General features: G+C 49.0%; 24 protein-coding genes and 1 other RNA gene. 1 reads left to right on the forward strand and 24 read right to left on the reverse strand.

All coding sequences use genetic code 11. From position 1 onward, the window contains the following. Positions 1-11: 11 nt before the first annotated feature. From trmFO to TRQ7_RS01020, 10 genes are all read right to left on the reverse strand, one after another. Complete coding sequence (gene trmFO, locus TRQ7_RS00980) at positions 12-1,319, reverse strand: methylenetetrahydrofolate--tRNA-(uracil(54)-C(5))-methyltransferase (FADH(2)-oxidizing) TrmFO (protein WP_015920262.1); 1,308 nt, start codon at positions 1,317-1,319, stop codon at positions 12-14. Positions 1,320-1,323: 4 nt separating this feature from the next. Continuing rightward, on the reverse strand, positions 1,324-1,734 hold the full coding sequence (locus TRQ7_RS00985; protein WP_015920263.1) for an anti-sigma regulatory factor: 411 nt from the start codon (positions 1,732-1,734) through the stop codon (positions 1,324-1,326). Between the two features lie 2 nt (positions 1,735-1,736). Further along, the gene (locus tag TRQ7_RS00990; protein ID WP_038068125.1) at positions 1,737-2,510 is read right to left on the reverse strand and encodes a DUF4940 domain-containing protein; all 774 of its coding nucleotides are present in this window, start codon (positions 2,508-2,510) and stop codon (positions 1,737-1,739) included. Further along, entirely contained in the window at positions 2,476-3,051 is a 576-nt protein-coding gene (locus TRQ7_RS00995) for an epoxyqueuosine reductase QueH (protein ID WP_041843795.1), read from the reverse strand. The genes TRQ7_RS00990 and TRQ7_RS00995 overlap by 35 nt, the downstream gene beginning before the upstream one ends. Positions 3,052-3,060: 9 nt before the next feature. Next, on the reverse strand, positions 3,061-3,510 hold the full coding sequence (gene dtd / locus TRQ7_RS01000; RefSeq protein WP_015920266.1) for a D-aminoacyl-tRNA deacylase: 450 nt from the start codon (positions 3,508-3,510) through the stop codon (positions 3,061-3,063). Beyond that, positions 3,507-5,651, reverse strand: a complete 2,145-nt coding sequence (locus TRQ7_RS01005; protein ID WP_041843796.1) for a bifunctional (p)ppGpp synthetase/guanosine-3',5'-bis(diphosphate) 3'-pyrophosphohydrolase — start codon at positions 5,649-5,651, stop codon at positions 3,507-3,509. Before TRQ7_RS01005 ends, dtd begins: the two co-directional genes overlap by 4 nt. Before the next feature lie 39 nt (positions 5,652-5,690). Continuing rightward, positions 5,691-6,028, reverse strand: an RNA gene (gene rnpB, locus TRQ7_RS09475) — RNase P RNA component class A. Between the two features lie 4 nt (positions 6,029-6,032). Beyond that, entirely contained in the window at positions 6,033-6,860 is an 828-nt protein-coding gene (locus tag TRQ7_RS01010; RefSeq protein ID WP_038068127.1) for a DMT family transporter, read from the reverse strand. Beyond that, positions 6,844-8,148, reverse strand: coding sequence for a TldD/PmbA family protein (locus TRQ7_RS01015; RefSeq protein ID WP_041843797.1), 1,305 nt, complete (start codon positions 8,146-8,148; stop codon positions 6,844-6,846). The genes TRQ7_RS01010 and TRQ7_RS01015 overlap by 17 nt, the downstream gene beginning before the upstream one ends. Next, the gene (locus tag TRQ7_RS01020; protein ID WP_038068129.1) at positions 8,145-9,533 is read right to left on the reverse strand and encodes a TldD/PmbA family protein; all 1,389 of its coding nucleotides are present in this window, start codon (positions 9,531-9,533) and stop codon (positions 8,145-8,147) included. Before TRQ7_RS01020 ends, TRQ7_RS01015 begins: the two co-directional genes overlap by 4 nt. 106 nt (positions 9,534-9,639) lie before the next feature. Between TRQ7_RS01020 and TRQ7_RS01025 the strand changes: the two genes are divergently transcribed. Beyond that, positions 9,640-10,494, forward strand: coding sequence for a FlgD immunoglobulin-like domain containing protein (locus TRQ7_RS01025; RefSeq protein ID WP_038068131.1), 855 nt, complete (start codon positions 9,640-9,642; stop codon positions 10,492-10,494). Here TRQ7_RS01025 and TRQ7_RS01030 read toward each other — a convergent pair. Genes TRQ7_RS01030 through TRQ7_RS01095 form a run of 14 tightly spaced genes read right to left on the reverse strand, consistent with a single transcriptional unit; the run spans position 10,491 to position 24,735 of the window. Continuing rightward, positions 10,491-11,423 (reverse strand): calcium/sodium antiporter, encoded by a 933-nt coding sequence (locus TRQ7_RS01030; RefSeq protein WP_041843798.1) that lies wholly within the window; start codon positions 11,421-11,423, stop codon positions 10,491-10,493. The two genes, TRQ7_RS01025 and TRQ7_RS01030, sit on opposite strands and share 4 nt — an antisense overlap. 7 nt (positions 11,424-11,430) lie before the next feature. After that, positions 11,431-11,850, reverse strand: coding sequence for a secondary thiamine-phosphate synthase enzyme YjbQ (locus tag TRQ7_RS01035; RefSeq protein WP_015920273.1), 420 nt, complete (start codon positions 11,848-11,850; stop codon positions 11,431-11,433). Next, positions 11,847-13,979, reverse strand: coding sequence for a ribonuclease R (rnr, locus tag TRQ7_RS01040; RefSeq protein WP_041843799.1), 2,133 nt, complete (start codon positions 13,977-13,979; stop codon positions 11,847-11,849). The genes TRQ7_RS01035 and rnr overlap by 4 nt, the downstream gene beginning before the upstream one ends. Positions 13,980-13,995: 16 nt before the next feature. Beyond that, the gene (gene upp / locus TRQ7_RS01045) at positions 13,996-14,625 is read right to left on the reverse strand and encodes a uracil phosphoribosyltransferase (RefSeq protein WP_015920275.1); all 630 of its coding nucleotides are present in this window, start codon (positions 14,623-14,625) and stop codon (positions 13,996-13,998) included. After that, positions 14,622-15,905 carry a serine hydroxymethyltransferase gene (gene glyA / locus TRQ7_RS01050; RefSeq protein ID WP_015920276.1) on the reverse strand — a complete coding sequence of 428 codons (1,284 nt, stop codon included), beginning with the start codon at positions 15,903-15,905 and terminating at the stop codon, positions 14,622-14,624. Before glyA ends, upp begins: the two co-directional genes overlap by 4 nt. An 11-nt stretch (positions 15,906-15,916) precedes the next feature. Next, the gene (gene cysS / locus TRQ7_RS01055) at positions 15,917-17,299 is read right to left on the reverse strand and encodes a cysteine--tRNA ligase (protein ID WP_015920277.1); all 1,383 of its coding nucleotides are present in this window, start codon (positions 17,297-17,299) and stop codon (positions 15,917-15,919) included. A gap of 17 nt (positions 17,300-17,316) precedes the next feature. After that, positions 17,317-17,769, reverse strand: coding sequence for a chemotaxis protein CheW (locus TRQ7_RS01060; protein WP_015920278.1), 453 nt, complete (start codon positions 17,767-17,769; stop codon positions 17,317-17,319). 13 nt (positions 17,770-17,782) lie between these two features. After that, complete coding sequence (locus tag TRQ7_RS01065) at positions 17,783-18,196, reverse strand: biotin/lipoyl-containing protein (RefSeq protein WP_015920279.1); 414 nt, start codon at positions 18,194-18,196, stop codon at positions 17,783-17,785. After that, positions 18,169-18,468, reverse strand: a complete 300-nt coding sequence (locus TRQ7_RS01070) for a hypothetical protein (RefSeq protein ID WP_015920280.1) — start codon at positions 18,466-18,468, stop codon at positions 18,169-18,171. Before TRQ7_RS01070 ends, TRQ7_RS01065 begins: the two co-directional genes overlap by 28 nt. Before the next feature lie 9 nt (positions 18,469-18,477). After that, positions 18,478-20,025, reverse strand: a complete 1,548-nt coding sequence (locus TRQ7_RS01075; protein ID WP_015920281.1) for a carboxyl transferase domain-containing protein — start codon at positions 20,023-20,025, stop codon at positions 18,478-18,480. Between the two features lies 1 nt (position 20,026). Then, positions 20,027-22,618, reverse strand: a complete 2,592-nt coding sequence (locus tag TRQ7_RS01080) for a CBS domain-containing protein (protein WP_041843800.1) — start codon at positions 22,616-22,618, stop codon at positions 20,027-20,029. Beyond that, positions 22,618-23,235, reverse strand: coding sequence for a hypothetical protein (locus tag TRQ7_RS01085; RefSeq protein ID WP_038068135.1), 618 nt, complete (start codon positions 23,233-23,235; stop codon positions 22,618-22,620). Before TRQ7_RS01085 ends, TRQ7_RS01080 begins: the two co-directional genes overlap by 1 nt. A gap of 4 nt (positions 23,236-23,239) precedes the next feature. Then, positions 23,240-23,989 (reverse strand): hypothetical protein, encoded by a 750-nt coding sequence (locus TRQ7_RS01090; RefSeq protein WP_015920284.1) that lies wholly within the window; start codon positions 23,987-23,989, stop codon positions 23,240-23,242. Continuing rightward, positions 23,977-24,735, reverse strand: a complete 759-nt coding sequence (locus TRQ7_RS01095) for a patatin-like phospholipase family protein (protein WP_041843801.1) — start codon at positions 24,733-24,735, stop codon at positions 23,977-23,979. Before TRQ7_RS01095 ends, TRQ7_RS01090 begins: the two co-directional genes overlap by 13 nt.

The following is a 24,735-nucleotide window of genomic DNA, read 5'->3' on the forward strand; positions in this document are numbered from 1 at the left end:
ACCCCCTCGCTTCACCAGGGATTTTTCTCCAGAAACTCTCTCATCGCCTTCATAGCCCGTTCTGCGAGGCGTTTTCTGCGCTCGAACTTGTTTCGAACCCGGACAGAAAGAGGAGGAAGCAGTCCAAAGTTTGCGTACATCGGCTTCAGATCTCCTTCGACCTTTTCTATTATATAACTGAAGAGCGCTCCCATCATGGTTTCCTCAGGAAGACGAAGCGGAGAAAGACCCCTCAGGATCCTGTACACGTTGTACGCCACGTAGATCCCGGACGCTGCCGATTCCATGTAACCTTCCACACCGGTGATCTGGCCGGCGAAGAAAACGCTGGGATGTTTCTTCAAACGAAAGAAGGGATCGAGAACCCTGGGAGAATTGATGTATATGTTTCTGTGCATCACACCGTAGCGGACGATCTCCGCGTTTCTCAAGCAGGGAATCTTCTGGATGACCTTCTTCTGTTCTCCCCATTTTAACCTGGTCTGAAATCCAACGAGGCTGTAAAATTTTCCTTCTTTGTCTTCACGACGAAGTTGAACCACGGCGTACGGTTCTTTACCGGTTCGAGGATCCACCAGCCCTGTCGGTCTCAAAGGACCGTATCTCAGAGCGTCTTTTCCGCTTCGAGCGATCTCCTCAACGGGCTGGCATCGTTCGAAGAGAAGACTCCTGTCGAAATCCTCCATTTCAATGACCTCTGCCTCAACGAGTGCTTTCCAGAGTTCCTCGTACTCTTCCTGGGTGAGAGGACAGTTTATGTAATCGTTTCCCTTTCCGAATCTATCTCCCCAGAAAGCCCGACTCATGTCTATGGACTCAAAGCTCACAATCGGAGAGACAGCATCGAAGAAGAACAGAAAGTCTTCTCCCAGAAGCTCCTTCAGAAAAGAAAGAAGCCCTTCCGAGGTAGCCGGTCCCGTTGCCACTATCCAGATACCCTCATCGGGATTGAAACTGGTCACTTCCTCCCTCACGATTTCAACGTTTTCCATATCCTCTATGATTTCTGTAACCTTCCTTGCGAAGGCGTTTCTATCCACAGCCAGCGCTTTTCCTGAAGGAACGCGCGTTCTTTCTGCCACTTCGAGCACCACAGATCCCATCATCTTCATCTCGGCCTTCAGAAGACCCTCGGCGTTTGTGACCTCTTCTGATTTGAAAGAATTGCTACAGACAAGTTCTGCAAAGTACCCGGTTTTGTGTACTTCTGTCATCTTTTTTGGACGCATTTCGTAGAGGCGTACCTTCACTCCGCGTTTTCCGAGGTTGTAAACAACTTCCGACCCTGCAAGCCCTGCTCCGATGACGTTCACAACCATCGTGTCACCTCAAATCTTTCCTGACCACGGTGAGATTTCCCCGTTTCAGGGGTCGTATTCTGAACTCGTCAGCGACCTGATGGATTATGTAAAGACCGTACCCTCCCTCTCTGGGGTTTTTCAAATCGGGAGGAATGGGTTTCAACCTGGAGGGATCCACAGGCTCACCAAAATCCCTCACAAGTATGTAGAAGGTTTTATCTTTCACCACATAACTTACAACGATCTTTTTCGTCTCATCCTTCTTGTAGGTGTGCTTGATCACATTGGCGAGGATCTCTCCAAGGACGATCTCCATGTCCACAACCACGCTGTTTGGAAAGTCGTTGAGCAACAAAAAATCACGCATGGCAGAGCGTGCAATCTTTATGTATGAACGCCTGGAAGGAACAATGAGAAACATCAGGTTCTGCAACTTCAGCCCTCCCTTAGCAATAAGAAGGCTTCCAGGGGAATCCTTGGAGAAATGAGAAAATTTCGTTCGAACTCGAGAATTTCCCTGAACACCTCTTCTTCACTTTTTTTCATCGTGTCGGCTGTCTTCGAAACGTCTCCCGTCATCAGGAAAATTCTCACAGCGTCCGAGACGGGTACCTTCATCGTGAAGGTGTACTCGTAGAGTCTCTCGTAAAAGGACACGCTCTGTTCAACATATCTGATCATCATCAGGGCCTTTCTTACTGCTTCCCGGAGTTCTTTTTCCGGATCTGAAAATGCGATCTTTCCCCCCGAAATTGCCTCATGAAAAGAAACGTTCGAAGGAGAAATTCCAGCGTCGAAATCTCCAGCGTTGTAAACAGCATCCACAAACGAAGAAATCTCTTCTCTGAGATGAAGGCGCTTTTCAAAACTTTCTGCCTGTGCCACAAAGACCCTTTTTCCAGGGCGCCAGTTTTCAGAAAGGACCTCCACCACCTTCTCCACTTCTTCATTGTACCACCTTGTTTTGAGGAATTCATGGTTCAAAAGATCGACGATCAGATCACGGGGCTCGATTCTTGTTTCAACAAAAACTGCCATTTTCCCAAGAACCGTCTTTGCAGGAAAACAGTAGACCTTCCCTTTCACGGGAACATTCGACTCCAGAACGGTCTTTGCGGTCTCGAGGATGGAGGAGTCGGAGAGTCCAAGACCGTTCCACAGGATTTTTTCACCGTCACAAACTGTTATTCTCTCTGGAAGCTTCAACATGTAGCTTCCTCCTTCTTCTCTCCAGAAGACTGAACACACACCCACAGTAGTTCTGTCTGTAAATCCCCAGTTCTCTGGAAAGTCTCACGCCTTCCTGATAGGCTCCTCCCTTTCTGAAATTCTTAAAATAGAACACCACACCGTACTTTTTCTCCAGAACCCTTCCTATCTCCTCGATCATAGAAAGGTCCTTTTTTGGACTCGCAAGGAGGGTGGTGGAAAAGAAATTGTATCCTCTCTTCAAAGCCTCCTGAGCGGTTCGTTCCAGAAGGAAACTGATACATCTTCTGCATCTTTCACTGCCTTCGCCGAGATCTCTGTAATCTCGAACGATGGAATACCATCTTTTCACCTCGTCCACTGAACGCTCTCCAAAGATCACCTTCAAGGAAAAATGAGACGCCACATTCTTCACGGCGTCTTCTCTCTTTCTGTACTCTAGAGGAGGCTGGATGTTCGGATTGTAAAAGAAGAACTCCGCATCTTTCACATGAAAAAGCGTTGTGAGAAGATCCGGTGCACAGCAAACGTGTATCAGCACCCTCTCACCTCAAAAGAGCCTGGAGGAATCCAGAAGGAGTGTGACGGGTCCATCGTTTACCAGATGAACATGCATGTGTGCTCTGAAGATACCCTTTTCCACTTTCAACCCTTTCTTTTCCAGAAGGTCTACGAACTTCTCGTAAAGTTCCTTTCCTTTCTCGGGAGGAGCGGCTTCTGTGAATGAAGGCCTCTTCCCTCTTCGGCAGTCTCCGTAGAGTGTGAACTGAGAGACGACGAGCACTTCTCCCCCAACATCCATGATCGAGAGGTTCATCTTTCCTTCTTCATCTTCGAATATCCGAAGTCCAGATACCTTCTCGGCGAGCCATTCACAGTCTTTCTCCGTATCGTCCTTTCCAACACCGACAAAAACAAGGAGCCCCTTCCCAATGGCTCCCACCACCTTTTCATCTACGATCACCTTCGCCTCGTTCACTCTCTGAACAACTGCTCTCACTGTATCACCCTTTCTGCGTCCAGAACGTACCTGTAAGCCTTCAACCTGCTCAAAAATTCGTTCAATTCACCGGTGTTGGAGATCCTTATATGGAGCTGGACGAGGATGGGATTTCTGTCTTTCAAAGTCTTCACACCGACAAACTCGGCTCCGAGGTTTGTCACACGGTCTATAAGACTGGGAAGGCTTTTTTCAGAATCGAGAACAACCCTTACATAGGCATCGAACATCTCCGACGCTTCAAGATTCCATTCCGCCGGGAATATCTTCTCCTGAGAAATACCCTTCAGGTTTTTGCAATCACTTCTGTGAATGCTCATTCCCCTTTTGCTCACAACAGCCACAATCGGATCTCCCTTTATTGGATGGCAGCACCTGGCTATATGAAACTCTATGCTTTCTATTCCGTCGACTGTCACGATATTCTGAGATTGCGCCTTTTTCTTCTTTGTTTTTCTCTTTACGACAATTTTCTTTCCCAGGATGGCCTCTATCAGATCCTGCGTCGTGATACTGCCTTCTCCAATTTTCATGAAGAAGTCTCTCTCTGGGTAAGAGTTCAGGTACTTTTTTATTCCATCTGACTGCATCACTTCCTCAAAGGATTTTCCCAGTTTTCTGCATATCCTTCTGAGGGTTTCCTTTCCCTTTTCAACAAGTTCTGGAGCGAGTTTTTCTTTCAGAAACCTTCTGATCTTTGCCCGTGCGTTGTGCGTTCTGGCGTATTTCAACCAGTCGACGCTGGGACCGGAAGAATTCTTGTTCACGATGATCTCCACAACGTCTCCGTTCTTCAACTGATAGTCGATGGGAACGATCTTTCCGTTCACCTTTGCACCGCTGTAGTGATGCCCTACTTCCGTGTGTATAGCGTAAGCAAAGTCAATGGGGGTGGCACCTTTGGGAAGGTGGATGATATCACCCTTGGGTGTGAAGACGAAAACCTCGTCCATTTGGAGTTCCTTCTTTATGTCCTCAAACTCTGTAAACCCCTGAGCGAGTTCTTTTCTCCAGTCAAGGAGCCTTTCTATCCATTCTTTTGCCGTCTTCACGTCGGGCTTTTCTTTGTATATCCAGTGAGCAATGAGACCGTACTCAGCCTCTCTGTGCATCTCCTCGTCTCTGATCTGTATCTCCAGAGGTTCACCATATCCAGTGATGACCGTTGTGTGGAGAGACCTGTAACCGTTCGATTTTGGAGCAGCGATGTAGTCTTTGAACCTACCAGGAAGGGGTTTCCAGATGTTGTGTACTATTCCAAGTACAGTGTAACAGGTGGTAACATCCTTCACCACCACTCTGAGGGCTATGAGATCGTAGATCTCCTCGAACTTTTTTCCCTTTTCTTTCATCTTCCTCCAGATGCTGTAGTAGTGCTTGTACCTTCCTTCAACGGTGGCCTTTATTCTGTGTTCCTCGAGGGCGCTTTTCAGGATTGAGATGTACTCGTTCGTTCTCTTTTCCCTTTCTTTCTTTTTCTCTGCAACGAGTTCTTTTATCCTGTAGTACTCCTCTGGATACAGAACCTTGAAAGCAAGATCCTCGAGTTCCGATTTTATGGAATATATGCCCAGTTTGTGAGCCAGTGGTGCGTACACCTCTAGGGTCTCATAGGCCTTGTATTTTTTCTTCTCCGGGTCCTGAACGTACTGTATGGTGCGCATGTTGTGGAGTCTGTCGGCGAGTTTCACGAAGATCACACGCATATCCTCGGCCATCGCGAGAAACATCTTCTGTATGGTCTCCATTCTTTTTCTGGAATCCTGATCCGGTCCGACGGGAGCGTTTATGCTGCTCACCTTGGTGACCCCATCCACTATCCTTGCGATCTCATTTCCAAAGAGTTCCTTTATTTGATCGAGACTGACACCTTCACCGTCCTCGATCGTATCGTGAAGAAGGGCCGCAGCCAGCGTGGTGGAGTCGACCCCAAGTTCGGCCAGGATCTTTGCAACCTCCACAGGATGTGAAATGAACGGATCTCCAGAGAACCTTTTCTGTCCCTCATGAACGATCCATGCGAACTCGTAGGCTTTCATAAGAAGCCTTTTTTCTTCCCTGGAAAAGTTCTTTTTTCTCAGCGATTCCAGTTCTCTGACCACCGCTCTGGCTTCCGATTCGAGTTCAATTCTGTTCAGCATCGTTTCACCACCGATTGAGACCTTGTGAAAAAATTATAGCACGGGAGAGGGGTATAAGCCGGATTCTGTCGTGGGTGGTCATCAATCTGGGGTGTGCGTTACCGCACACCTCAAGCGGCCAACCCGGGGGAATAGGGGGAGCAACCCAACCCCCTGCTTGGCCTTGCTCCAGGTGGGGGTTGCCAAGCCGCCGGGTTGCCCCGACGCTGGTGGGCTCTTACCCCACCGTTCCACCCTTGCCCTCATCGGGCGGTCTTCTTCTCTATGGCCCTGTCCGAGGGTCACCCCTCCCGGGCGTTACCCGGCACCCCGCTCCAGAGTCCGGACTTTCCTCGGGGAACGCGAGTGTGCGTCCCCGCGACCACCTACCCCTCTCCCTATTTATGTAGACCTTTTCTTCCTCACACATGTTCCGGTGAAAAAAGCAAAAGCTGTGATCAGTCCTCCCACAAACTGCAAGACACTCATTTTCTCCCCAAGCAGCAAAATCGAAAGCACCAGGGAGATGAAGGGTTGAGTCATGTAAACCAGGGCAGTTGTGTTGCTTCCAACCTCTTTTTGATAGCGCATCTGCCAGAGTATCCCAAAAGCCGTGGCGAAGACACCACTGTACAGACCAACAGCCAGAGCATCGACTGGAAGATGAAAACTGCCTGCTCCAAATACAAAGTTGATCATCGCAACGACCAGAAACTGCCAGAACATCATATCCTTTTCTCTTTCCACTTTTGAAAATCTGGTGATCAACACCACGTGGAGCGCAAAAAGCACAGCACAGATCAACTGGAAAAGATCTCCGGAGGAAAAACTCCCCATTCCTCCTGTGAGCAGGTAGATTCCGAAAAAACCGAGTGCAAAAGAAAGAAGGTGCATCTTTCTGAGTCTTTCACCTTCCAGAAGGAAAGAAAAGATCGGAACGAAGAAGACAAAACTTGAGACGATGAAGCCACTCTTTGCTGCACTGGTGAACCTCAGTCCCCATATCTGGAAAATGTACGCCCCACAGAGTACAAGTCCCAGCAGAAATCCCCTCTTGAACCTTCCTGGACCGAACATCCACAGAGAAAGCAGTGCGGCGATCCCAAACCTGACCGCGTTGTAGACGAAGGGTGAAATATCACTCACCACGAGTTTTTGCAGTGGAAACGTTGAGCCCTGCAGAGTGGCGGTCAAAAGAAGAAAGATGAGAGCTTTACTTTCCCGCCACATCCAGTACCTCCACCAGGACACTGGGCGCTATCGTGCGGTAGGACACCTTCACGTCGTTTCCAATCAGAACAATCTTCTTCAAAAAGTCAAGGAAGTTCCCTGAAATGGTGAACTCCTCCAGGCCGTGCATGATCTCTCCGTTTTCTGCCCAGTATCCCTTTGCAAAAAGGGAAAATTCACCGGATATGGAGTTTGCACCTGCGTGCATTCCTTCAACTTCCGTTATGACCACGCCCTTTCCCATCTCTTTCAAAAGATCGTTGAAGGATGAATTTCCCGGAACCATCATCAGGTTGACGGGCTGTATTCCGTTTTCAAAACCGTTTCCAGTTGGGTTCACACCCTCTTTCTTCGCTGTCTTCAGGTTGTGAAGGAAGGTTTTCAATACACCGCTTTCCAGAACGTACTTTTCGGTCGTAGGAACTCCCTCATCATCGAAGGGAGTACTCGCAAGTCCTCTGGAATGGTAAGGAAGATCCTTTATGGACACAACAGCGTTTCCCACCTGGTTTCCAAGTTTGCCTTTCAAGGGTGACAGGTTTTTCTGCACGTTCTCTGCCGAAATCATCGGAATGAACATCTCCATGAGATCAAGAAGGGCCGTGTTTCTCACAACAGCAGGGTATTTCCCGGATTCTATCGGTTTTGACCCTATCAGGGAAATGGCCTCCTTTGACGCCCGGTTTCCTACCTCTTCGGGGTTGAGATCTTCCGGAACTCTTGCAATTTCGAACCAGAAACCCGATCTTGGGTTTTGGTCCTTTGCAACCGCCATCACGAAGATGTACCCTCCATCTGCCATCCCGTCCGCGTTGAGACCCAGGGTGTTCGAAAGATGCTTTCTTGTGACAAAGTCCCGATACATCACTGTCGGAACCATGATGATCCTCTCATCACTTGAGGCACTTTCATGGGCCCGTTTTGCCATTTCCATCTTTTCTTTCACAGAGAGCCTTTCAAACTTGCCGGCATAGGTTTCCATGGGCTTGTACTCGCCGCCTTCGAAGAAGAACTCTTCTTCCTCACTGTCTTTGACCCGAAGGTTGCCCAGGGCTTCCTCGAGGCAGCGTTCGGGATCTTCGAGAACCTGCGTTCGAAACACACCGGTTTTTCCTTCTTTCAGAACCTTTACCTCGATGCTGGACTTTCCGGCGTCCGTGTACTGATCGAGTTCACCGTTTGCAAGCCGAAGTGAAAATTCCCTTGTTTCCACAAAACTTACCTGTGCCTCCACTCCTTTTCTCTTTGCGATCGCAAACAGTTTATCTTTGAACTCTTCGAGTGTCATCTGTTTCGCCCCCCTACCACTATCTCTTTGACTCTTATGGTGGGTTGTCCCACATCGGCAGGAATCGACCCGGAGAACGAACCGCACATTCCCTGATCGCGTGCCAGATCGTTCCCCACCATGTCTATCTTCTGTATAATCTCATGACCCTTTCCTATCAACGTGGCTCCGCGCACGGGTTTTGTGATCCTTCCTTTTTCTATGAGATAGGCTTCAGAGACAGCGAAATTGAACTCTCCCGTTGCGGGATTCACGGAACCTCCACCCATCGTCTTGGCGTAGAGTCCATATTCTGTGGCGGAGATGATTTCCTCTGGATGGTAATCACCGGGAAGGATGAAGGTGTTACTCATTCTTGAAGTGGGCGGGAAGGTGTAATCCTGTCTTCTACCACTTCCCGTGCTTTTCATCCCCATTCTCCTTGCACCGAGTCTGTCCACGAGGTATCCTACGAGAATCCCTTTGTCTATCAGTAAGGTTCTCTGTGTGGGAGTTCCCTCATCGTCCACGTTCGCAGAACCCCATCCGTTTGGAATAGTGGCATCGTCCACTGCAGAAACACATTCTGCCGCCACTTTCTGACCAAGTTTTCCAGCAAAAACAGAGGCCCCTTTGGCCACAGATGTTGCTTCCAGGCCGTGTCCCACCGCCTCGTGGAAGATCACTCCACCGAACCCGTTTGCTATCACGACCGTCATCTTCCCGGCAGGAGCAGGTTCTGCCTCAACCATCCTAGCAGCGATCCTTGCAGCCTTTCTTGCAGCCTCTTCCACGTCTATTCGTTCGAAGAACTCAAAACCCATCCCGGCCCCAGGACCGTAGAAACCTCTTTCGAGAACCCCATCTTTCTCGGCAACGGCGTTTATCATAAGGCGTGTCCTCACACGCCTGTCTTCGGCCCACACTCCCTCGGAGTTTGCCACCAAGATCTCCTGATCGTAGTCCCAGTACCAGACGACCACCTGCTTTATGAGACTCGAATAGTCTTTCGCCGCCTGGTAGGCCCTTTTCATGACAGCAACTTTCTCTGTTTTTTCCACCCGATCAGGAGGTACGATCACAACGTGCCTTTCCTTTCTCTTTGTCCTGTTGAAGTTGAAGGTGAGATCCTCGATTTTCGTCTCTTCCAGGGCTTCTCCTACTTTCTTTGCCACGTTCAGCAGGTTGTCTCTTGAGAGATCGTTCGTGTAAGCGTAGACAGCCTTTGTTCCCAGAAATCCCCTGATTCCCACACCGACGATCTCCCCGCTCGTTGCACGCTCCACCTTTCCATCCTTCAGCTCAAAGCGGTTTTCGTATTTTCTCTCGAAAAACACCTCGGCAAAATCTCCTCCGTTTTTCAAAACGGCCGAAAGAACATCTCTGACGACACTTTCACTGAGCACTTTGATCCCTCCTTCCCTGGTTTCCATTATACTACGCTCCAAGTTCGTTTTCCGAACCACATTTGTCTTTTATTTTCAGTGTAAAATAGAGACAGGAGGTGAAATTATGAGAAAACTCCTGCCGATCTTTCTTGTTCTGGCGGCCACCGTGATGGCGGGCAATTACGTTCTCGTAGTGTACTCAGAACCCCTTTCACAGGTCTTCATAAACGGAAACTACGTGGGAACGGTGGACGTGACCGGTCAGATGGTTTTGACGTTGAATTCTTCAGGAAAGTTCGTCATAACTGTGAAGAAGGCCTGGTACGTTCCCTTCGAAGGTGAAGTCATCATCACAAGTCCAGGAGAGTTCGTGGTCTTTGCCAATCTGAGAGAGGCCGGTGCACTGAGGGTCTTTTCGAACGTCTATCCTGTGGAAGTTTTCGCAGAGGGAAGGTACATTGGAAAGGTCTACAGTGTGAAAGACGTCCTTTACGTACCAGCCGGGACGGTGACACTCACCTTTAAAGCAGAGGGATACAGAGAAAAAACTGTGACGGTCCAGATATCTCCACGTGGAGAGAGAACCCTGAATATATATCTGGAAGAGAAGGTGCTTGAGTTGAACCTGAAGATAGAACCACAGAAGTTCTCTCCAAACGGTGACTGGTACGAAGATCAGACGACCTTTTACGTGTACCTGTCCAAACCAGCGAACCTGAGTATAGAGGTACTGGATGATCAGGGAAGAGTTGTCTGGTCGAAAAGACTGATGGGCTCTGAAGGAACAAACAAAATCATCTGGAACGGGAAAGGGGTTCCAGACGGAAGGTACAGGGTCAGAGTCACCGCAACGACGGAAAGCGAAGTTCAGTCTGTGGAACAGGAAGTGATCATCGACAGAAGCGAGTACACCTACTTCAAAGAACTCTTCATAGGTTCCACTCTGCTGGTGGTGCTACTGCTGCTGCTTGTTCACTAACCTCTGCTTACAACAAGGTAGATGTAAAAGGAATAAACGAGCAGAAGAGATACTCCTTCAAGACGAGATATCCTTTTCCTTGAAACCGAAAACACGAACACAAGAATTGATGTGACGAGCAGAAACACCAGGTCCATGGTGTAGTTTGACACGTCCACAGTCAGTCTGTTAAAGAAAGAACTCACACCGAGTATGAGCAGGATGTTGAAGATGTTGCTTCCCACTATGTTGCCAACGAGTATGTCGCTCTCTTTCTTCACCGTCGAAACTACGCTGACCACAAGTTCTGGAAGAGAAGTTCCCACGGCGACGATGGTGAGTCCAACGAACGCCTGAGAAAGGCCGAAATTTCTTGCTATCTTAACGGCGTTTTCAATGGCAAGGTTTCCACCGAACCAGAGTGCCAGAATGCCTCCCGATATCATCGCAACACTCAAAGGAACACTCTTTTGTTCCTTTATCTTTTCCATTTCCTCTTCCACCACATCCCTTGCAGAGGTGACCAGATAGTACATGAAGATCGCCATGAAAGAGAGGAAAACCACTCCATCGTTCCATGAGAGGTAGTTGTTTTTCAAAAAAAGACTGATGAAAGAGAGCGTCGAAAGGATCATGAAAGGTATCTCCGATCTGATCGTGCTTTTCTTGACAGGAATTGCCCTGAAGAGGGCTGCAAGACCAAGACAAAGTCCCACGTTCGCTATGTTGCTTCCGACCACGTTCGAGATGGCGATGCTCGTGTAACCCTTTGAGGCGGAAACGATCGAGGAAACAAGTTCTGGAAGAGAGGTCCCGAAGGCCACAACCGAAAGACCGACTACCAGTTTGGAAATTCCAAGTCTCAAAGCGAGCGAAGATGCGCCCTCTATGAGCCAGTTTGCACCAAGAACCAGTATGGTGATTCCAAGGCCGGTCAGCAAAAATTCCACGATTCCATCACTCTCCGATGATCTTGACCAGAACTCTTTTCGGCCTCATTCCGTCGAATTCTCCGTAGAAGACCTGTTCCCATGGCCCCAGATCCAGTTTCCCATCCGTGATCGCTATGACCACTTCTCTTCCCATGATCGTTCGTTTCAGATGGGCGTCTGCGTTGTCTTCACCGGTGTCGTTGTGCCTGTACTGGGAATAGGGTTTCTCCGGTGCGAGCTTTTCAAGCCATACCTCGAAATCATGGTGAAGACCCGGTTCATCGTCGTTTATGAAAACGCTTGCCGTGATGTGCATGGCGTTGCACAGAAGAAGACCTTCCTTTATACCACTCTCCTTCACGCACTCTTCCAGAAGGGGTGTTATGTTGATGAATTCTCTCCTCTTCTTCGTGTGAAACCAGAGCTCTTTCCTGTAGGATTTCATCCTTCTTTCTCCTCCTTCTCTACGAGTTCGAAGTCTATTTCCCCTCTGATCTTGTCTGCCCTCACAACCTTTGCTTTGAGGACATCTCCAAGTCTGAAGATGCGCCCTTTCCTTCTTCCGATCAGCATGTTCTTCGATTCATCGTAGTAATAGTAGTCGTCGAGCGTCGATATGTGTACGAGACCTGAGATGCTCTTTTCTGGAATCTCCACGAAAAGACCGAATTTTGTGATGTTTGTCACCACCACATCGAACACTTCACCTATGTGGCGGGAGATGTACTCGACTTTCTTCATGGCGATGAGGTCCCATTCTGCTTCATCCGCTACTCTTTCTCTCCTACTGCAGTGTTTTGCGATCTTTGGAAGCACTTTGGAGAACTTGTCGATCTGTTCAGGTGTGAAGTATCCATTTTGCTCAAGATACAGTTTCAAAAGCCGGTGAACAACAAGGTCTGGATACCTTCTTATGGGAGAGGTGAAGTGTGTGTAAGCGTAAGAGGCAAGCCCAAAGTGTCCGATGTTCACAGCGGAATACATTGCCCTCTTCATCGATCGGACAAGGAGTCTCTCCACACTGCTTCTTAGGGGATGGTCCTTCACCTTCTCGAGGAGTTTCTGAAGCATGCCGGGATGTATGTTGTGTGAGAACTTTGCCCTTATTCCCATCGCTTCGAGGTAGTTCTTCAACTGAAAGATCGTCTCGGGATCGGGTTCTTCGTGGACCCGGTACATGAAGGGAAGTCCGGCGTGGTCGAAGATCTCCGCGATCGTTTCGTTTGCCCTTATCATGAACTCCTCTATCAACCTCTCTGCGATGCCTCTTTTTCTGGGAACGATGTCCACCACCTGGCCGTTTTCGTCGAGTACAACCTTCACTTCGTCGCTTTCTATGTCTATTATGGCACCTCTTTTCCTCCTTGCCTCTCTCAGGATCTCGGCAAGTTCCACGGCGTTGTGTATCAGTTCACTGAAGGGTTCGTATTCCTTCACCGAGGAGGGATTCTCCAGGAACTCGTTAACCCTTTCGTAGATCATTCTCTTTTTGCTTCTTATCACGCTGGGAAAGACATCGTACTTCACAACGCGGCCTTCCCGGTCTATCTCCATCTCCACACTCATCGTGAGCCTGTCTTTTCCCTCTACAAGGCTGCATATTCCATTGGAGAGTCTGAACGGAAGCATCGGTATGACGGTGTCTATGAGGTAGACACTCGTTCCTCTTCTGAAAGCCTCCTGATCCAGAGCGGATCCTTCTTTCACGTAGTGGGAAACGTCCGCTATGTGAACACCGAGAAGGTAATTCCCGTTCGGTAGTTTTTCCACCGAGATGGCATCGTCGAAATCTTTGGCGTCCTCTCCGTCTATGGTGACGATGACCCTGTCCCTCATGTCTTTTCTTCCCACAAGATCTTTTTTTCTCACCCTTGATGGTATCGCATTTGCCTCCTTCAGCACTTCTTCGGGAAACTCTCCTGGTTCTGGAAGGTCGTGCTTCACTATCACACTGGGCAGGTCAATGGATGGGTCGTCCAGATCTCCAAGAACTTTCACAACCCTTGCTTCCGGATTTCTTCCCGGAGAGGGGTACTTCAATATCTCTGCTATCACCTTCTGATTCGGCTTTGCTCCGTCGATGTTTTCAGGGGCAACGTAGAAGTCGTAGGCGATCTTTGGATCGTCAGGCACGACAAATCCGAAGGTCCCCTTGTGATCGAAGACACCAACAACTCTCTTCAAGCCTCTCTCGAGGACCCTCACAACACGTCCCCTTGGAAGTCCTCGCCAGGTACCCACTATTTCGACTACCACTCTGTCCTTGTGCATGGCATATTTTGTATCCTCAACGGGTACTGCTATCTCTTCGAATTCGTCCGTGATGACGAAGGCAACGTATCCACTGCGGGTGAATTCTATGGTCCCAACCTTCAGATCTTCCCCGAGCTTTCTGTACCTTCCCTTGCTGTCCCTGAATATCTTTCCTTCTTTCTCAAGTTTCTTCACAACTTCTCTGATTTTCCTTCTTTTCTCCCTCGTCTTTGCTTTGAATCTTTTGTAGATCTCCTTCAAAACCATCGGTTTGTAATCCTCTGACAAAATGAACCTTTCCACTTCTTTCTTCAAACTCATGCGTTCACCTTCTCCTTCATTTTGTTCTGAAAAGTCTGTCCCCCGCATCCCCAAGCCCCGGTATGATGTAACCATGGTCGTTCAGTCTTTCGTCCAGAGCAGCAACGTATATCTTAACATCACTGTGTTTTTCTTCCACCGCTTCCACTCCCTCCGGTGCAGCGATCAGGGCAACCAGGGTGATCTTCCTGGCACCGTTTTCCTTCAGGATATCGAGTGCTTTTACAGAGGAAACACCGGTTGCAAGCATCGGGTCCAGAAGGAAGACTTCCTTATCACCGTCTAGAGGAGGCAACTTGGCGTAATACTCCACAGCACGAAGCGTCTCAGGATCTCTGTATATTCCGATATGCCCCACCGAAGCGTTCGGAAGCAGTTCCAGTATACCATCTGCCATCACAAGTCCTGCCCTGAGTATGGGAACCACCACGATGTCCTTGTCGTTTATGCGGTATCCTGTGGTCTTTGTGATAGGAGTTTCCACCTCAACCTCTTCGCACTTCAGATGCCTTGTTGCCTCGTAAGCGAGAAGGAGTGTGATCTCCTTCAAAAGCTCTCTGAATTCTTTCGGACCGGTGTTTTTGTCCCTCATGATCGTCAGTTTGTGTTTTATGAGCGGATGGTCCACCACGACCAGGTTCTTCATATTTCCACCCCTTCGATCTTGTCCCTATAGAGCGGGAACATCTCACAAAGCTTTCTCACTCTCCTCGTTACCTCTTCCCGGACCTCTGGTCTCACCGTTCCTTTTTCGTCTGTGATGCTGGAAAGAACATAATCTATCAGTTCCACTATTTCTTCCATCTCTTTTTCCTTCATACCACGTGTGGTGACGGCAGGAGTTCCGATCCTTATACCGCTCGCAACGAAGGGAGATCTCTTCTCGTTCGGAATGGTGTTCTTGTTCACTGTGATGCCGCAGCTTTCGAGGGCCTTTTCTGCGGCTTTTCCTGTTATGTCTTTCGGGGTGAGATCCACGAGGAACAGGTGTGTATCGGTTCCACCGGAGACGATTCTGTATCCTCTTTTCTTCATCTCCTCCGCCATCTTCTTCGCGTTCTTCACGACCTGTTTCTGGTACTCTCTGAACTCTTCGCTCATCGCTTCTTTAAAACACACAGCCTTGGCCGCTATAACGTGCATGAGAGGCCCACCCTGAATTCCAGGAAAGATTGTTTTGTCCACAGCCTTGGCGATCTCCGGATCGTTGGTGAGGATCAGACCTCCCCTTGGCCCCCTGAGGGTTTTGTGTGTGGTGGAAGTCACCACGTGAGCGTACTCAACGGGATTAGGATGAATCCCTGCCGCAACCAGCCCTGCAAAGTGCGCCATATCCACCATCAGGTAGGCTCCCACCTCGTCGGCAATCTCTCTAAACCTTTTGAAATCAATCGTTCGGGCATAAGCACTACCACCCGCGACGATGATCTTTGGTCTGTGTTCCAGGGCCAGTTTTCTCACCTCATCGTAATCTATCGTTTCTGTTTCCAGATTGACTCCGTAGTGGACCACTTTGAAGATCCTGCCGGAGAAGTTCACGGGTGCTCCATGTGTTAAATGACCTCCGTGCGACAGAGACATTCCCATGATCGTATCCCCAGGCTGTGCGAGAGCCAGATAGACCGCCATGTTTGCCTGTGAACCGGAGTGAGGTTGAACGTTTGCAAACTCTGCACCGAACAGTTTCTTTGCCCTCTCTATGGCAAGTTCTTCTGCTCTGTCCACCCATTCACATCCGCCGTAGTATCTCCTTCCAGGGTATCCCTCTGCGTACTTGTTGGTGAGCACACTTCCCATGGTTTCTATGACGGCAAGGGATGCGAAGTTCTCTGAGGCGATCAGCTCAAGACCGTACTCCTGTCTTCTGAGTTCGTTCACCAGTACCTCGTAGATTTCTGGATCCACCTTCTTTACGTGTTCCCACACAGAAGATCACCTCACTCGACACTGTATTCGGTTCCCGAAGGGGTATCCCTCAGGATGATTCCATTCTCTCTCAGACGATCTCTGATCCAGTCGGAAAGGTCGTACCTTTTCTCTTTTCTCAAAGTCTCTCTCACTTCTATCAATATTCCAAGGAGAGACTCACCTGCAACTTCTCTTCTTTCTTCGTTCAGATCGAACAGACCAAGAACGGGACCAAACTCTCTTCTGATGAGGTGATAGAAGAGGAGGGCATTTTCCTGATCGCCTTCTTCCATGGATTTGCTAAGATTTTTTGCAAGTTCAAAGAGAATGGACACGGCCACCGGCGTGTTGAAGTCATCGTCGAGTGCCTCCACAAATCTGTTCACGTACTCTTCATAAACGGTGTTTCTCTTTGGAATGCCGGTCACGCCGTTGCTTTCGTATCTTCTGAGAATCTCCCAGACACGGCGAACTGCCTTCGAGTAATCACTCAGAAGATCCTCCGAGAAATCCATCGGAGAGCGATAGTGTTTTGAGAGGATCATGTACCTCAGACCGTCTCTTCCGTACTTTTTCACAGCCTCACGAACGGTGAATATATTCCCCGTCGACTTGCTCATCTTGTCACCGAGGAATCTCACCATTCCGTTGTGCATCCAGTACTTCGCAAAAATTTTCCCCGTCAGAGCCTCAGCCTGGGCCTTTTCATTCTCGTGGTGGGGAAATACCAGGTCCTCTCCTCCTGCGTGGATGTCGAAACTTTCACCCAGAATTTTCACCGACATGACGGTACACTCTATGTGCCAGCCCGGCCTTCCCTCACCCCATGGAGAATTCCAGCACGGTTCTCCCGGTTTGGCCCTCTTCCACAGCGAAAAGTCGAGTGGAAAATTCTTCGTCTCGTCCACCTCAACCCTGGCACCGGCGATGAGGTCTTCGATCCTCTTCTTTGAGAGTTCGCCGTACTTTTTGAATTTTCTCACGTCGAAGTAAACACCTGTTTTTGTCTGATAGGCGTATCCTCTTTCGACGAGTTTTTCTATGATTTCAACGATGTCATCGACAAAATCGGTGGTTCTGGGGTGAAAGTTCGCAGGTCTTATTCCAAGTGCGTGGGCATCCCTCCAGTACTCCGCTATGAACGTATCTGCCACCATCTTTGGATCAACGCCGAGTTGATTTGCCTTGTTTATGATCTTGTCGTCTATGTCCGTGAAGTTCTGAACCATGATCACCCTGTAACCTCTGTATTCGAGGTACCTTCTGAACACGTCGAATACGACTGCAGGTCGTGCGTTTCCCACGTGTATCAGATCGTAAACGGTGGGACCACACACATACATCCTTACAACACCGGGTTGTAACGGTACAAACTCCTCCTTCTTCCCGGTCAGAGTATTCGTTATCCTCATTCACACACCTCCGGGTTTCACACGTTGATGTTGCTGATCTCCACCAGTTCTTCCGATGTGAGAACCTCCTCTATGTTCAGAATGATCACAATATCGTCTCTCACCTTTGCAAGACCGAGGATATACTCTCTTCCCCTTCCGGCAAGGTTCTGGGGAGGCTGCTCTACATCTTCCTCCGTGAGGGTCAAAACCTCACTCACGTCATCCACCAGAAATCCAACCTGCGTGTCCTTCACCATGGCAACGATGATCTTCGCCCTGGTCTTGTCTTCCATATCCGGCATTTTGAATTTCTTCCTGAGGTTCACCACCGGAATGATCTTTCCTCTCAAGTTCATCACACCTTCAATGAACTCTGCTGTCTCGGGAACAGGCACGATCTTTTCCACCTCAACGATGCTTTCGACCTTCATGATGTCCACACCGAACACCTGATTCCCCAGCTTGAAGGTCACTACCTTCAGCTCCATTTCCTTCCCCCCTTCACACTATCTTCATGAGTACCTGACCGGTTTCTATGTTCTCTCCTTCCTTCACGAGTATCTCCTTCACCGTCCCGGAGAACTCCGACTGGAGTTCGTTTTCCATCTTCATGGCCTCAAAGACGAGCAGTTTGTCTCCCACCTTCACTTGCTGTCCTTCTTTCACCAGGATTTTCAGGACGATTCCCGCCATCGGTGCCTTAACGAGCTTTTCTTCACCACCCGGAATTTCTTCTCTTTCAACGATTTCTGGTTTTGGTTCCTGTACCTGTTTTTTCTCTTCCACTGCAGTGGAAGGAACGGAACTTACAGGATTTGTTTTCGGCTTTTCTTGAACTTTCTGGGGGTTTCCGATCTCTTCTACTTCAACTACGTATTCTTTTCCATTCACCACCACCCGGAATTTTCTGACCATCTTCTCCTCCTCCATCCGCTCTTTTTCCACACCTCAAATCCGCGTTCGTTCGTTTTTCGCTTTATGGAAACGATTCTGTACTCTCCTTCGAGAACCTGCGCGATGACCGCCGATATCACCGCAACGACCTCTTCCTCTACCCCACGGGGCCTTTCTTCCACAACAGCGGGGCGATCACGTTTTGAGAAGTATCTCAAAAGCACAGAGAAGAAAAACAGTATCAGAAAGATCAGAAAAACTGCTGTGATGCCGAAAACGAATATCTGAACCATCGGTTCACCTCACAATGGGATGTTCCCGTGCTTTTTTTTCGGTCTGTACTCAACCTTTGTTTCACACACTTCGAGGGCTTTTGCTATGTACTTTCTCGTATCCCGCGGATCTATCACCATGTCCACGTATCCTCTGCTCGCCGCTATGTAGGGATTTGCAAACTGCCCTTTGTACTCCTCGATGAGTTTCCTCCTTGTTTCTTCTGGATTCGAAGAGGACTCGATTTCTTTCTTGAAAATGATGTTCGCCGCTCCCTCTGGCCCCATGACGGCAATCTCGGCGGTGGGCCAGGCGAGTACCATATCGGCTCCGAGGTGTTTGCTACCCATGGCGATGTATGCTCCACCGTAGGCCTTCCTCAGGATCAACGTGATCTTTGGAGACGTTGCCTCACTGTAGGCATAAAGCAGTTTTGCTCCATGTCTGATGATTCCACCGTGTTCCTGTGCAACACCGGGAAGGTACCCGGGTGTATCCACGAAGGTCAATATCGGAATGTTGAAGGCATCGAGAAACCTTATGAAACGTGCAGCCTTATCCGAAGAATCTATGTCCAGAACACCGGCAAGGACCGAAGGCTGATTTGCCACTATCCCCACCACTCTCCCCTGGACTCTTCCAAAACCGATCACGATGTTTCTTGCAAAGTACGGCTGGACCTCGAAGAATTCACCGTGATCGACCACCCTCCTGATGATCTCCCTTACGTCGTAGCCCTTGTTCGGGTTGTCGGGTAGAACATCCAGAATATCATCGGACATGTCGAGTTCTGGATCGGGGTTTTCAATGGGAGGCTCCTCTGCGTTGTTGGAGGGAAGATAAGAAAGGAGCTTTCTTACAAGTTCCATTGCCCTCTCGTCGTCGTTTGCCAGAAAGTGGGCGTTCCCGCTCTTCTGGTTGTGAACCATGGCACCTCCGAGGTCTTCCTGGGAGATCTCTTCACCTGTCACTGCCTTTATCACGTTTGGGCCCGTTATGAACATCCTCGCTGTCTGATCAACCATCACGATGAAATCGGTGAGTGCGGGAGAGTAGACGGCACCTCCGGCACAGGGTCCTGCTATCACGGTGATCTGCGGGATCACTCCCGAGGCGAGGGTGTTCCTGAAGAATATCTCACCGTATCCGGCGAGTGCGTCCACACCTTCCTGTATACGGGCACCACCCGAATCGTTTATTCCCACAACGGGAATTCCCATCTTCAAAGCAAGATCTAGCAGTTTCACTATCTTCTTCGCGTGCATCTCTCCCAGAGATCCACCCATCACGGTGAAGTCCTGTGAGAAAACGGCCACCTTTCTCCCGTTTATTTCTCCTATCCCTGTTATAACCCCGTCCCTTGGAAGTTTCATCTTATCCAGGCCGAAGTAGGTGTTTCTGTGCTCGACGAATTTGTCCATCTCCACGAAGGTTCCAGGATCAAGGAGTAATTCCAGTCTCTCCCACGCGGTGAGTTTTCCCGCTCGATGCTGTTTTTCGACCTTCTCTGGTCCTCCACCCTGTTCTATCTCTTTTTCTCTTCTCTTCAGATCTTCCAGTTTCTCCTTCAAACCCATTCTATCCCTCCGTTTCCAGTGATGCGAGGATTTCTTCCAGTATCTCTTCCTCGTCTCTTGTGTCACCATCGAGTTTTTTCATGAGAATTTTCTCAAGCACCTCTCCAATTATTTTACCGGATTTGATACCCTTTTCGATGAGATAGTTCCCATCTATCTTCTCGAGTTTTGTGTCTCTGATCTTGAGCAGGTGGGCCTTGAATTTCTCTTCTTCCTCACCCTCAAGATAAGCCAGAAAATGGCATATCGTCTCGTTGCTGACGCCTTTCACAAGAGGATATATAAAAGACGTCGGTACACCCTCTTTGAGCATTTCCAAAAGGGCTTGAGCGCTCTTTTCCACATGTTTCACTTCGTTTATCAGGTTTTTCTTGAGAGAGTACCTCTTTTTCACACCCTCCCAACTTTCCTCATCGTAGAACTCAAGAAAAACATGAAGAACCGCATAGAATTTGTTGACTTCACCGAAGTTTTCTTCCACCCAGGGTATGTTCCTGAAGAGGTTTTCCATCTTCCTGTCCATGACGGGTGTGTAGTAGGTTTTCGGAAAAAGGTGCTTTATTACGTCAAATTCAGCCATTCTTCTGATGGATTTCAACGGATTTTTCTCCTCTAGTATCTTCTCTATCTCCTGTCTTATGCGGGCACCCGTTGTCTTTTCGAGGTATCCTTCTTCGACCGCCTGTCTTAACAACCTTTCCGTTGTCTCCTCTATGTGAAAATCGAATCTCTGTTCGAACCTGATGGCACGGAGGATCCTCGTGGGATCATCCACAAAACTGAGGGTGTGCAGAACTCTTATGATGCCTTCTTTCAGATCCCTGTATCCGCCGAAGAAGTCCACGAGCAAACCGAAGTCACCGGGATTGAGTTTTATGGCCATAGCGTTTATCGTAAAATCACGCCTGTAGAGATCTTTTTTTATCGTGCTCATCTCAACGTCCGGCAGTCTGGCGGGAGATTCGTAGTACTCCATTCTGGCGGTGGCGATGTCTATTCTCAGGCCTCCTTTCAAAAAGAGGGAGGCGGTCATGAATTTTTCGTGTTTCACCAGTTTTGCAGGCAAAAACTTTTTTGCGTACTCTGCAAATTCCATGGCGTTTCCTTCCACCACGATGTCTATGTCCAGGTTCTCTATCCCAAGGAGCAGATCCCTCACAAATCCTCCTACGACGTAAACCGGCATGTTCACCTCGTCCCCGAACTTTCCCAGGAGCCTGAAGAGATTGAGCAGCCGTGGCTTTACATGTTTAATCAGAAGATCTGTTACGTTTCTGAAGATCTGACCGTTTTCCCTGAAGACGGGTTTCACGTACTTCTTGAAGGGTTTTCCGAATATTGCTCTCAACACATCACTTCTGGTCACGATACCAACGAGGATCCCATTTTCCAGTATTGGTATTCTGCCTATGGCGTTCTCCACCATGAGTTCTCTCAATTTCGTCACAGGGGTGTCGGGTGTTGCCACCACGAGGTTCGGCGTCATGATGGATTTCACGGGTCTGTCTCCCAGGTTGTGGTTCATCGCCTTGTCAACCGCTTTTTTCGTCACGATTCCCACCAGTTTGTTTCCTTCCACAACGGGAAAACCGTTGTGACCTGTCTGCTCCATCAATTTGTTCACTTCTTTGATTGTCATGTCCGCAAGGACAACCTTCACAGGAGATGACATGATGTCCCTCGCTCTGAGAACGGGCACTACATGATCGTGCAATCTGTTCAAAATTTCACTGAGGACCTCTTCTGGTTCTCTTCCTACGATCGTCGCCGACGCGGCCCTTGTATGACCTCCTCCCCCAAGGCTTCTCATCAACGAACCAAGGTCTACGTCCGGAGAGGACGTCCTTCCAACAACGTACACCTTTTTCCCCATCTTCACTATCGCAATGAACGTCTCGCTACCGCTCATTTCCCAGGCCTTGCTCACAACCAGCCCCAGTCCACCAACGAAACCTTCGTATTCGGCCATCGAGATGGTCACGGGAACACCGTTCACTTCATACTCCCGTGCGTTTTCGAGCAACCTGTCCAGTATCTCCATCTGTTGAGGTGTGAGTTCTTCTTTCGTGTAGAGTGCCACCTCATCAAGTTTTGCTCCGCTTTCCAGCAAAAACTTTGCAACTTCAAGATCGCGAGGAGTGGTCGAGGAAAAAAGGAGGTTTCCTGTGTCATCATAGAGAGCTATCATGAAAAGGGTGGCCTCGGTGGCATCTATGGAGATTCCCTCTTTTCTGAGGCGCTCGACTAGAAGAGTGATGGTGGCACCAACTCTGTCCACCACGCCGTCGAGAGATTTTTCATCGACGTGATGATCGAAGACCGTTATCTTCGCATCCCGGATTCTCTCTCTGATCCTTTCTGGAATTCGATCGAGGGAGGAAGTATCAACGATGACAAGATCCGAAACCTCACCATCGAACTCGTGTTCCCAGAGAAATTCAAATCTATCTGAGTAGATCTTCAGAAACTCGGAAAGGTTCCTTGCGGGATTTCCCGGCAACACGATGAGGTGTTCGGGAAAAAGTTTCTTCGCCGCCACACATGAGGCAAAGGCGTCGAAGTCGGGTGATCTGTGCGTGGTGATGACCTTCATCATTCCACCTCTAGAGTAACGGCAACGGAACTCGCTTCCATCGTGTCGGCTTCAAGGTCCATAACTACCCTGTCAGCCTTCATCTTGAGGTTCTTTTCGGTGTCGTTCAGATCGACGTCTTCGGCAAGTTCTATGATTCCATCACCTCTTCTGTAAACGAACTTTCCACAGGATGCCTCCACCGCTCCCTTTTTTATCTGAACGCTTCCAGAGCCGATGAAGGTGTCCTCTTCCAGGTCGAATACGATCTCATCACAACTGACGAGGATGGTTTCCGTACTGGATCTGTCCAGAAAGTCACCTGTCACGTTTCCAGTGATGGTCCCCTCTCTTGTCTCCACGTCGTACACGAGATGGTCTCCAGAGATTTCACCATTTTCAAGTGTTACAGTCACGGAAGAACTCGCCTCTGTGATTCTCCATTTTCCAGAAAGTTTCCTCACAACAAGACTTTCCGCCTTCAACGTGAATTTTTCCTCTTCTATCTCTAAAAAAACGTTTCCGGAGTACTCTATCTTTTCCTCAAAAGGTCTCACAAAATCTGCCTTTATGTGTATCGTTTTCGAAAACACAAAAAGCCCCACAAAGACCAGAAGCATCACCATAACCTTCTTCATTTCTTCACCCCCCAAAGAGTTCCAGGGCTCTCTCGTAGGCTCGCCGTGCGGTGAACGCAGGTGAGTGAGAAGAACACTCCACTCTCAGAACCTGTTTTGCCCTTTCCATCCTTGTCTTTTCGATCTTCTTTGTTCGTGCAATCGTTGAAAGAAAGAGATAATCAAGGGCGTTCCGGGGAGACTGTGCTTCTTCTTTCAGTTCAAAAGACACGATCACGTCTCCCTCCGGCACACCGGTGACCCATGAGAGTGGAACGTACCTGTCCCTGTATGGTCTATAGAGAATGGGAAAAGAAAGAGATGCCTTCACCGCCTCTCTCAGGTCGTTTCCTTCCCCAAATACTACTTCTTTCCCCTCCAGAAGATCGAAAACCCAGATTTCAAGACCAGCCGGAATCTTCTGTGCAGGAAAGAGTCTGTCCACGTACCTGTAGAGGCGTTCGTGGTTTCGTACCCCGTTCAGACTGTCTCCTACCCTCATCAGAATCCTGAGGGCATCGAACATGGAGAACCTGTCGATTCCCCTTGAGAAGAACGGGTTCAGAAGCTTTTCCAGATTCCTCCACTCCCTCACCAGAATGGAGTATGTCCTGTTGGGAGAGCGAGTGAGAAAAAACAGCCCACATGGAACTGCGGATAAACCACAGCATCTCACCATCACGTCGTCTTTTCCCATCTCTTTCAGGGCCTTCAACACACCGATGCTTCCAAGGTACGCTCCGTTCTCTCCACCGAAAGAGATCACCAGGGCCATTTCACTCCTTTCAAATCTTCGAGGGCTTTTCTGTAGATCTCGTGGTACTTTTCGAACTCGTTCCACGACTCGCTCACGTTGTGAACCACCACAAAGTCTGCTTGAGAGAGTTCCTCCTGTTCCAGTATGATCTCCTTCCACCTGTCCATCACAAAGAACATTTCGAAGTGATTTTTGAACTTTCCATTCCTTCTCCTGTTGAAGGTAGATGCAACGACGAAGTCTGCTCCCAGTTCTCTGGCCTGCGACACGGGAGTTGGAGAAAGCACTCCTCCATCCAGGACGGGATTTCCTCCCAACCAGATCGGCTCGAAGTACCCCGGAACGGAACTGCTTGCAACAATTGCGTCTATAAGAAAACCCTCCGTCACCAGAAGAGATTCCATGTTCTCCGTGTCGAAGACCACAACCCCTAGTTTTTTCCTGCAATCGGAGAATTTCTTTTTGCCAAACACCTCTTTGAGGACAGAGAACAGAAGATCCGCTTTGAAAAGCGACCGTTGAAACATTCCTCTCCACGTACCTTCGCTTTCGGTCTTTTTCAAATCTTGAAGGTGCCTTTTCATGATGGAGAAGGTGATCTCCCTGACCATGCGAGGATCGCTGTACAGGGCGTACAGGGCTCCAACGATCGAGCCGATGGAAGACCCTGTCACCACATCGAAGACGTCCCCTGTTTTTTCAAGGAGCGCAAGATGAGCCGCCCCTTTGACACCTCCAGCAGCAAGGGCAATTCCCCTCATCAT

It is taken from the genome of Thermotoga sp. RQ7, assembly GCF_000832145.1.
GTDB classification, from domain to species: Bacteria; Thermotogota; Thermotogae; order Thermotogales; family Thermotogaceae; genus Thermotoga; species Thermotoga neapolitana.

What these genes read in the sequence shown, in the direction of transcription:
- TRQ7_RS01060 (WP_015920278.1), bottom strand. Translation starts at nt 17,769, where the DNA reads ATGGAGCTGAAGGTAGTGACCTTCAAGCTGGGGAATCAGGTGTTCGGT.
- upp (WP_015920275.1), bottom strand. Translation starts at nt 14,625, where the DNA reads ATGAAGAACCTGGTCGTGGTGGACCATCCGCTCATAAAACACAAACTG.
- TRQ7_RS01085 (WP_038068135.1), bottom strand. Translation starts at nt 23,235, where the DNA reads ATGAAGAAGGTTATGGTGATGCTTCTGGTCTTTGTGGGGCTTTTTGTG.
- TRQ7_RS01035 (WP_015920273.1), bottom strand. Translation starts at nt 11,850, where the DNA reads ATGAAATCCTACAGGAAAGAGCTCTGGTTTCACACGAAGAAGAGGAGA.
- TRQ7_RS00990 (WP_038068125.1), bottom strand. Translation starts at nt 2,510, where the DNA reads ATGTTGAAGCTTCCAGAGAGAATAACAGTTTGTGACGGTGAAAAAATC.
- TRQ7_RS01025 (WP_038068131.1), top strand. Translation starts at nt 9,640, where the DNA reads ATGAGAAAACTCCTGCCGATCTTTCTTGTTCTGGCGGCCACCGTGATG.
- TRQ7_RS01005 (WP_041843796.1), bottom strand. Translation starts at nt 5,651, where the DNA reads ATGCTGAACAGAATTGAACTCGAATCGGAAGCCAGAGCGGTGGTCAGA.
- trmFO (WP_015920262.1), bottom strand. Translation starts at nt 1,319, where the DNA reads ATGGTTGTGAACGTCATCGGAGCAGGGCTTGCAGGGTCGGAAGTTGTT.
- rnr (WP_041843799.1), bottom strand. Translation starts at nt 13,979, where the DNA reads ATGAGTTTGAAGAAAGAAGTGGAAAGGTTCATTTTGTCAGAGGATTAC.
- TRQ7_RS01090 (WP_015920284.1), bottom strand. Translation starts at nt 23,989, where the DNA reads ATGGCCCTGGTGATCTCTTTCGGTGGAGAGAACGGAGCGTACCTTGGA.
- TRQ7_RS01010 (WP_038068127.1), bottom strand. Translation starts at nt 6,860, where the DNA reads ATGTGGCGGGAAAGTAAAGCTCTCATCTTTCTTCTTTTGACCGCCACT.
- TRQ7_RS01080 (WP_041843800.1), bottom strand. Translation starts at nt 22,618, where the DNA reads ATGAAGGTCATCACCACGCACAGATCACCCGACTTCGACGCCTTTGCC.
- TRQ7_RS01015 (WP_041843797.1), bottom strand. Translation starts at nt 8,148, where the DNA reads ATGACACTCGAAGAGTTCAAAGATAAACTGTTTGCGATCGCAAAGAGA.
- cysS (WP_015920277.1), bottom strand. Translation starts at nt 17,299, where the DNA reads ATGAGGATAACGAATACTCTGACCGGGAAGAAGGAGGAGTTTGTACCG.
- TRQ7_RS01075 (WP_015920281.1), bottom strand. Translation starts at nt 20,025, where the DNA reads ATGGGTTTGAAGGAGAAACTGGAAGATCTGAAGAGAAGAGAAAAAGAG.
- TRQ7_RS01095 (WP_041843801.1), bottom strand. Translation starts at nt 24,735, where the DNA reads ATGATGAGGGGAATTGCCCTTGCTGCTGGAGGTGTCAAAGGGGCGGCT.
- TRQ7_RS01065 (WP_015920279.1), bottom strand. Translation starts at nt 18,196, where the DNA reads ATGGTCAGAAAATTCCGGGTGGTGGTGAATGGAAAAGAATACGTAGTT.
- TRQ7_RS01070 (WP_015920280.1), bottom strand. Translation starts at nt 18,468, where the DNA reads ATGGTTCAGATATTCGTTTTCGGCATCACAGCAGTTTTTCTGATCTTT.